Annotated in this window: 6 protein-coding genes; 1 reads left to right on the plus strand and 5 read right to left on the minus strand. The window is 42.4% G+C overall.

All coding sequences use genetic code 11. The annotated features are described in order from the left end of the window. Nucleotides 1–465: 465 nt before the first annotated feature. The 5 genes from OQ5_RS0110660 to OQ5_RS0110680 form a co-directional block, all read right to left on the minus strand. Nucleotides 466–2,427 (minus strand): T9SS type A sorting domain-containing protein, encoded by a 1,962-nt coding sequence (locus OQ5_RS0110660; protein WP_016777482.1) that lies wholly within the window; start codon nt 2,425–2,427, stop codon nt 466–468. A 306-nt stretch (nt 2,428–2,733) separates the two neighbouring features. After that, a complete protein-coding gene (locus OQ5_RS0110665) occupies nt 2,734–3,933 on the minus strand; it encodes a YeeE/YedE thiosulfate transporter family protein (protein WP_016777483.1) in 1,200 nt (399 codons plus the stop codon). A gap of 20 nt (nt 3,934–3,953) precedes the next feature. After that, entirely contained in the window at nt 3,954–4,478 is a 525-nt protein-coding gene (locus tag OQ5_RS0110670; RefSeq protein ID WP_016777484.1) for a YeeE/YedE thiosulfate transporter family protein, read from the minus strand. Continuing rightward, nucleotides 4,475–5,140: a cytochrome b/b6 domain-containing protein gene (locus tag OQ5_RS0110675; protein ID WP_016777485.1), complete on the minus strand. Its 666-nt coding sequence runs from the start codon at nt 5,138–5,140 to the stop codon at nt 4,475–4,477. The genes OQ5_RS0110670 and OQ5_RS0110675 overlap by 4 nt, the downstream gene beginning before the upstream one ends. Nucleotides 5,141–5,157: 17 nt before the next feature. Further along, nucleotides 5,158–6,744 (minus strand): tetrathionate reductase family octaheme c-type cytochrome, encoded by a 1,587-nt coding sequence (locus tag OQ5_RS0110680; protein ID WP_016777486.1) that lies wholly within the window; start codon nt 6,742–6,744, stop codon nt 5,158–5,160. 781 nt (nt 6,745–7,525) lie between these two features. On the opposite strand from OQ5_RS0110680, the gene OQ5_RS0110690 reads away from it, so the two are divergent. After that, complete coding sequence (locus tag OQ5_RS0110690; RefSeq protein WP_255297491.1) at nt 7,526–8,014, plus strand: DUF4168 domain-containing protein; 489 nt, start codon at nt 7,526–7,528, stop codon at nt 8,012–8,014. Nucleotides 8,015–8,302 lie beyond the last annotated feature (288 nt).

Raw genomic sequence — 8,302 nt, forward strand, 5'->3', positions numbered from 1 at the left:
GGATATAAGATGTAAGATAATTCATCAGTATAAATTATGTATAAGTTATTGGTCTGATGGAACTCGCATGCAAGCATTTATACATATTCTTGTTGTGGGAAACCTTGCCATGCTCGTTTCGTACAACCTTGATATACTTTATTTTAACAATTAAACCTCTTTAGATGCAAACAATTGTTTTGCAATGTTTTGCAAAGGTTTAACGGAGTATTGTGTTTATAAACTCGCAAAAATTTTTACAATATGTGTGTCTTTCCAGAAAGTGTCATTTACAAGGCTTGCGAAGTCCGAAAATACGGAGTTTACTCATCGTAAATGAGTAATTTTCGGACGTGCGTAACACAGTAAATGGCACTTTCTGGACAGACACTAATAAAAACCAACAAAAAGCAAATTCGGGGCTCCGTATTTTCAGACTTATCAACTCAGGAATCTTACGAGACTAAAAGAAGCACAAATCCCGGTTTAATATTTTACAAACCGAAGGATATGCTTTTCATTTTCTTTTCCCGTAATTTCAATGAAATAAAGACCTTTCTCCAGACTGGAAATATTTAGCGGGAAGGCAACATTGCTGTCAAAAACTTTGACTACCGAACCGGTAATATTAAAAATCCTGATAAACTGAACATCATATCCATCTATGAATAATTCATTTCTGGCCGGCGTAGGATAGATGGTCGGTTTTGCCTCTTTCGGTTTGTTTATTTTATTAACAATGCCAAATTCAACCACTGCATCAAGATCGGACGAAACAGCACTTTCGGTGTAAGTAAAATAACTGCCCTGATTAACGAGTTGACTTGAAAAGTCGTCTCCATTGATGTTGAACAAAGCTACATCATAACCTGATGCCGGGGTAATAATGAATTCAACATTTTCACCATCCAGAAGATTAACCGGACCGGTCGGGTCAATGGTTCCGTTTCCTCCGTTCACAGTGCCGGTAATGGTGTAATATAAAGTTTCATAAGCACCTATGTCTATTGCTGATTTGGTAATTCTCGGATTATCGATAACGTCACCAGACAGAAGTGGTAGCCCCGTAGTATCAGGTGTTCCGGCATCCAGCAAAGCTGAGGTTAGTTCTGTACTATAATCACTGTTTAATATTTCATTGAGTTGACTTTCTCCGGTCGGTAATCCTGTAAATGAAATAGTATCCCTGAATTCCGGGTGTGTTCCGCTTCCTGAATTTTCTTCATCCAGGATGACAAGGTTGGTGATGCCATTGGCCGTTGCTCCGTTTTCAATGGCACAATAATCGGCAGTGGTCGATTCCGCAAGCCTTACAAATTGCGTATTTCCCACCTGTGATGTTTTGTTGCCCCACATAACCGTGTTGATTATTTCGCCGCCATTATCTCCGTAAACACCTCCGGCAGCATCTGCTGTGTTGGCAACAATGGTGTTGTTCAATATCAGTCCGCCTTCCTGTATAAATACACCTCCGCCATTGCCAACAGCTTCATTATTGCTGATAAGATTGTTGATAAGATGACCACCGAGATAGATGCCGACACCACCCCCTTTATTGGCCGATAGATTACCGGCAATAAAGCAGTTGGAAACCGTCCCGTACTCTGTTAGCGTCGAAGCAAAAAATACGCCTCCACCTTTTCCTCCGGTTTCGTCTGATGTTTTATTGCTATGTATAATTACCGAAGTTACCAATCCGCCCTGGTTTAGGTTGACGCCTCCACCCATAGAATAAGCAACATTATTTTTTATTTCTCCTGCCTCAATTCTTCCACCTTGATAAAGGTAAACACCTCCACCGGCCTCGCCGGCAAAGTTTCCCGTTATTACACAATTTCTGAGGATACCGCCGGATCGGAGATGAACACCCCCTCCACGATAACCAAAATACTGATAATTATTTGCCTGTCCTCCGGTAATATAAATATCCTGGAGAATGGCTGAATCATTGCTTCCTTCAGGAAACAGAACCACGTGAAAGGAGTTGTCGGTAGAATCGGCAGGAGTTCCAATGTCGCCCGATAAAACGACTTTATTAGTTGTGCCAAAAAGGTCTTCGGGGCGTTCGGCGGGCGTTGCTTCATCACCTTCGAATCCTCCGGTAACACTAACGCCGTTTCTCATGACAAAAGTGGTGTGCCTGACATTTCCCGGAGGAACGGGAGCTGAGGGATCGGCTGCCAATTCAGTTGTAGGAAGATAGGTTCCGCCTGCCACCCAAACGGAACCGCCACCATTTTCGTAGACTGAATCAATGGCAGTCTGCAGATCATTTGTGGCGGATTCCCAGGTGGTATGGTTGGAGATGCTTGTAAAGGGCACTCCGTCATCATCGACCATAATTTGTACCTGTGCCTTTGCAGAAAAAGAAACTATGGCACAGAGAAGAATGAACAGACATGAAAATTGTCTTGTTGCAAAGTTTAGATTAGTAAATAATTTACGCATAGTGTTTTCTTTTGATTCCGTTATTTTTGAAGCAAGTTCGGAAAAGAAAACACCAATTGCATCTTTTTTTACGTAGATTGTTTTAATCTATGCAAAGTGGGCTTTATTTGTGTTCAACAGCCCTGTTTTCAATATATGAGCCCGGTCTAAAAAGCATCTTTGTTGCCAAACTCTGTGTTGTTTTAAATTTTTGCATCCTCATTAACAACAAGTTAACTCCGGTATAAAAATTTAAAACGCCTTGATTTTGACAAAAATATGCTTTTTATACCGCACTCATATATGATTTGTTTAAGTGAGATTATGCTAACTGCATCCGCCCTGTACCCGTGTTATTTTTTTCTTCACCGGTTTTTCTCTTGAGGCGAGGTTATTTTCAATTTCTTTCATCTTTTCGGCGGCCTGCTTCCTGAAAAGTGCTAATGTTTGTTCTTCTTTGGTCGGATCATCAGGGATTTCAATATTGCCGTAAAATGTATCTCTGAATTTTTCGGCCGTAACGTTGAGCGCCAGACTTGTCTCATTGCCATGGTAACGGGCTATGAGACAGGCCTTTTTTGCCTGTTCGGGTGTTGAGCCGTAAAAAACATTGGTCTGGATGCGTTGGTTAAGTAATTCGCGATAGGTGGTGTTGTGCAGGTCGTCCAACGGAATGTTGATGGCCGTGGCAATATGAAATGCTTCATATTCTTCAGGACTACGCACATCAATAACGTTATATTGGTAATAATTATTCATCAGTTCAAAGGCCAGCTTGTCGGGATCAATAAGATCGGGGTTACATTCGCCGGCTGCAGCCCTTGCCTCCAGTTTTTGCATGGTATATTCTTTTCGCGAAGGTGTGGCCATGATAAGTATTACCATTAATACCGGCAGAACAGCTGAAAGAGCTTTGTTACGCCAGTGACCGTTGAGTATCTTGACAGGCCTACCGTTTACTTTGTCTTCGATCATTCCCGTGACAAAAAATGCCACGATGGCGATAAGTGTCATTAGCAATGCAAAGGTGGTCCTTCCCATTCCCAATACATCATATATGAGAACAGCTCCCTGGCCGTTTGCCATATAGAAATCTTCCAGAAGCGGAAACATTTCACCAAAAGCAAAAATTCCAATAGTAGCGCCAATAATGAACGCCCATCCGTCCACTTTTCCTATGGCTGCAGCGCATGCGCTGGTTCCGGGGCAGAAGCCGCCAATGACAAATCCCAGGCCCATAATGATGCCTCCTGCGATAGCCGATGGCAGAAAGGCAGGATTGACAAAAATGATGCTGGTATTCAATAATTCGAGGTGTGAAAGCAGCAGTACGCCGATCATTGCCGTTAAACCTGCTGTAAAAAATACTTTCAGGACGGTAAAGTCGTACCCGTAGAAAAGTCCGACTAATTTGCGGGTCGAAGAAAAACCCGCTTGCTCCAGGGCAAAGCCGAAACCTATGCCGACAATGATAGCGATAAGATAATTGTATTCGGGTGAGATAATATCGGGGATTAATGGTGCCATAACAGTATCTTTAAAGTTATCTATCGGGTTATCCACATCTTCCTGAAAAACCAGGCAAAAGCGTAAGCGCCACCGAATATGGCCAGCATGGTTACAATGCCTCCGAACGACATAACGGCCATGCCACTGAGAGCAGCTCCGCTTGTACAACCTCGCCCAAGCTGACTGCCAAAGCCAAAAAGAAGGCCGCCTAAAACGGCTCCGATAAGGCGTGTAGAATTGGAAACACCGGGTCCTTTTTCAAGTTTCAGTCCGATTCTGCCGGAAAGTGTTCCTGACAAAAAGGCTCCGATTAACACACCTATCATTTCGAAAACCAGCCACGATTTCATCGGTCCTTCGGGGTGATCGGCAGCATAGTCCTGATAGTAAGCTGTATTCTCATAATGTTCGGGAGCGGTAGCTTTAACGGTGCTAACAGCAACACTTTTCATGGCACCGCTGGCACCAAGTCCGCGACCGGTAATGTATATGGTGGTCAGGAGAACAAATCCCAGGAGAACACCTGCCAGGTATGGGTTCATATATTTATTTTTTCCATTCATGGTTCACTTGTTTTGGTATTTTTGGATTGTGTATTGGTTGTTTCTTCATCTTCATCTTCGTCTTCCAGGTCTTCATAACCGGTTATCATAGCCCTGATATTTGAAGTAGGTGTTTCGCCCGTTGTGGTCATATATACATGGACAATGGCGAACATGATGATCAGGTATGCTCCGAGCGTGTGAAGGAAGGCCACTGTTTCGAGCGGAATATCACTAATGATCACCATATTGTTGGCATCAATGGTTCTGTAAAACATGTATACCAATCCTGTAACAATAAGCAAAGGGGCCATTACCAGTTTAAAACCCAGGTATGTTAAGGCCTGAAGAGGATTCAGCTTGTTGCGCACTGATTTTCGTGTGGGGTGTGGCTCTCCTTTGAATATACCGAGGGTGTAATAGCGGATCTGTGCCTGAAGTTTCGAGAAAGTGGGAATGTACTGTCGCCACTCGCCGGTCGTGAAATGCCAGAATATGGAAAAGGCAATGAGGGTGAGAAGCATCCAGGCTGCTACACGGTGCGATTCTACGGCATTTTCATATCCAAGAAAAGAGTAGCTGCCATGTATTTCGAAACCTGTAAGGGCCAGGTAAAATATCAATGTGGCTTGTGTCCAGTGCCAGAAACGTTCAAATCTTTTATAGATATATACTTTTGCCATTGCAGTATGATTTATTGTCAGGTATTGATCTCTTCGGTTTCTACTTCCTTGTTTTTGATGGATGCTGCAATACGCCCCAGCCCATGTAAAACAACACCCGCCAGGGCTGCAATAATGAGCAGTTTGCCGATGAGGTCGAGACCAGCATGAGCATCACGGCCGGGCATGTAGAAGTCGTTCAGGCCTGCAAGCCGGCTATTGTCGCGGGTATGACACTCTTCACAGGTGAGAGCATCTTCTTTTGGGGCGACCATGTGATTGACAGGCCAGTACATTTCGGTATTTACGAATTCATAATTTCCGCTGTAGGGTAATCCGACGCGTTTCATGCCTGCTTCGGCGGCCAGGTCCCAGTTAAAATCTTTCCAATAGGCGCTGTCCCCTTTTTCGGGAGCCCATAATTTGGGTTGTATCAGCATTTTGGTTTCCGGGTCATATATCTGATCGCCGCGGTGCACTTTTACCGGATATATCTTAGCATTTCTGTCGCTGGCTGATCCCAGAAGCTTGTTGACCTGCACCGGTATAGTGTCTACCTTGTCACCCAGTATATAATGGGTGGCATGTCCGTTAAACCAAAAATATTCCGGTTCAACATTGGTTTTCCATACAAATGAACCCTTTATGGATAAATATGTCTCGGCACCTGTAGTGGTATCTGTAACATGATATGGTTGCCCGTCTTTCAGTTTTCCGGCTTCGGACCAACGCCATTCCATTTTTGTTGGATTAACTTTGGCATAAGTAGGGATATGACAGGTTTGACAAGCCACGCGGGCGGTATGCAGATCGAGCATCCTGTCCATGTGTGGTGTGTTGGTGTGACAATGATCGCATGTCAGCCGGTTTTCGTCACTGGAAGATACGGAGTAAAGTTTGCCCAGCATTTGATGGTCATCGGCAGAATGGCAGTCGACACATGTCATATTCATACCATTGGCAGCCATGTGGACATCCACGTCTCTTGTTGTTGACAGTTGGGCTTCTTCAAGGTCCCCATGTTTTACATTGTTTCCGCCCCCGCTGTAAAAGTGGCAGGCACCGCAGTTCATCCGTTGCGGCCTTCCAACATTTTGGGCAACATTGGTGAGGTTTACCGAGCGGTCAGGATAACCCGCCATGGAGGCACCTTTAATATATTCCTCACTATTGTCGTGGCACACCATGCAATCCACGTTACGTGCATTTTCGAAGTCGAAATGATCATCGGTCATCCCAAAACCAATGTGACATGCAGCACAAGCCTGCTCGTTCGAACTTGCCCCAATACAATAGTTATTCAGTACATTGCTTTTTCCCAGGCTGGCAATTCCTCTGCCCTCCACGTAGGAGATGCGTTCCCAGTTCCAGTGACTCGAAGCAATCACCTCTTTATGACGTTGGTTGTGGCATTCAATACAAGCTTCGGTAACCTCCTGGGGTGTTTCAAATTCTTCCTGAAGTTCCGGGAAAAGTGAATGGTCTACATCCGGATCAGGTTTAGTCGCATATTCCTGCTTAAGCTTCAGTTCACCTAAATTTGGCAGTGGCGGCTCATACAAGACATGTAAAAGCACTAAAAGCCCAATGGTGAAAACTATTACCGAAAAAACGACTTTTTTCATCAGTATAAAATTAGTCTAAGTTATTGGTCTGATGGAACTCGCATGCAAGCATTTATTCGTATTCTTATCGTGGTAAACCTATTTAGTGTCTGTCCATAAAGTACCATTTGCTGTGTTACGCTGCCACCAAAACACTCATTTACGATTAGTAAACTACGGTTTTGGCGGCTTCGCAAGCCTTGCAACCGGCACTTTCTGAGCAGACACACATACTGTAAAAATTTTTTTGCGAGTTTATAGACACGTACTATTTATGTTCATTTCATCTTACATCTTATATCTAAAAATCTAATGATCTATTAAGGCAAACCTTGTCATGCTCTTTTCATTCGTATAAAATTTATTTAATAAGTTACCTTTTATCTAACTATTTTCCAACCCCATGTCCCATGCCCTCTGCTCCATGCCCCATGCTTCTGCCTGTGGAACTTAATCAGAGCTGAATCAAAATTGCATTGTTCAGCGCAATAAAAGTAAACAAGAATACAGATATATAAAAATACAAATATCTGTAATTTGCAATTTGTAACAAGATTGATTTTAAATAGGAAACCTTCGGGGAGCGTTAAATGATGTTTCATTGTTGAAAACTTTTGAAAATAGTTTGGAATTAGATTTTTAGTTTGTTTCCTTTGTATTAAGTCGTTGATTATTAACATGTTTGTCTTTCGTTAGAAAGTCATCGCCGGCATTATTTTAGTATTAACTTATATGGAAAATGGTTTTGTGCCGGTACAGGAATAATTTTTAGAAATCATTTTTCATTTAAAGGAAAAAAGTTATGAAATCAATTAAGAAAAAAGTAGCGAGTTTGATGATGGTTGCTATGTTTCTGACAACAGGAAATGTTTTTGCACAGCAGGACATGCTTCAACAGCAGCAACAACAAAAGGAGTATTCCGATGAGGAAATTGATCTTTTTGCCAATGCGCTGGTAGAAGCTCTTCCTGTGCAAAGAGAGGCTGAAAAGAAGATGATTAAAGAGATTGAGGAGCAAGGCATGGAACTTAACCAGTTCAATACAATTGCCCGCCAGATGCAACAGGGGAGTCAACCTCAGGGTGTGTCAGAAGAGGATATGGAAACATTTAAAAGTATTTCTGAAGAAATTCAGAAAATTCAGATGGACACGCAACAAAAAGTTAACAAGATTGTAACCGATGCAGGAATTAGTCCTGCTCTGTACCAGGAAATGATTGGAGCATACAGTACCAATCCCAAAATTAAGCAGAAGGTGGATCAAAAGTTAGCGGAAGAAGGACAGCAATAGACAGAAAATTCTATAAAATGGGATTCTTTGTTGCTTCAATCCTTGTTCTTGAAGTGTGTAAATTAAGTTTCTACGATATGGTTTTTTGTTTGATAAAATGCAGTTTGTTAAATGTATAGAGTCATCTGAAACCCAATATCTAAAAATCTGACGATCTATTGAAGATCGATATCCATTTTATTTTCCCGCCATGGAGTTTAATAATGTTATTCTATGGCGGGTTTTTGATGAAATTCAATTAAATTTCACCATTCCGGAACGTTTTTCCCGATTTTGCATGTTTTATGA

Origin of the sequence: Anaerophaga thermohalophila str. Valhall, from assembly GCF_000250735.1 — a bacterium.
Taxonomy (GTDB): Bacteria; Bacteroidota; Bacteroidia; order Bacteroidales; family Marinilabiliaceae; genus Anaerophaga; species Anaerophaga thermohalophila_A.

Excerpts from the sequence above, each read along its gene's own strand:
- OQ5_RS0110660 (WP_016777482.1), bottom strand. The coding sequence starts at position 2,427 with ATGCGTAAATTATTTACTAATCTAAACTTTGCAACAAGACAATTTTCA.
- OQ5_RS0110680 (WP_016777486.1), bottom strand. The coding sequence starts at position 6,744 with ATGAAAAAAGTCGTTTTTTCGGTAATAGTTTTCACCATTGGGCTTTTA.
- OQ5_RS0110670 (WP_016777484.1), bottom strand. The coding sequence starts at position 4,478 with ATGAATGGAAAAAATAAATATATGAACCCATACCTGGCAGGTGTTCTC.
- OQ5_RS0110675 (WP_016777485.1), bottom strand. The coding sequence starts at position 5,140 with ATGGCAAAAGTATATATCTATAAAAGATTTGAACGTTTCTGGCACTGG.
- OQ5_RS0110665 (WP_016777483.1), bottom strand. The coding sequence starts at position 3,933 with ATGGCACCATTAATCCCCGATATTATCTCACCCGAATACAATTATCTT.
- OQ5_RS0110690 (WP_255297491.1), top strand. The coding sequence starts at position 7,526 with ATGAAATCAATTAAGAAAAAAGTAGCGAGTTTGATGATGGTTGCTATG.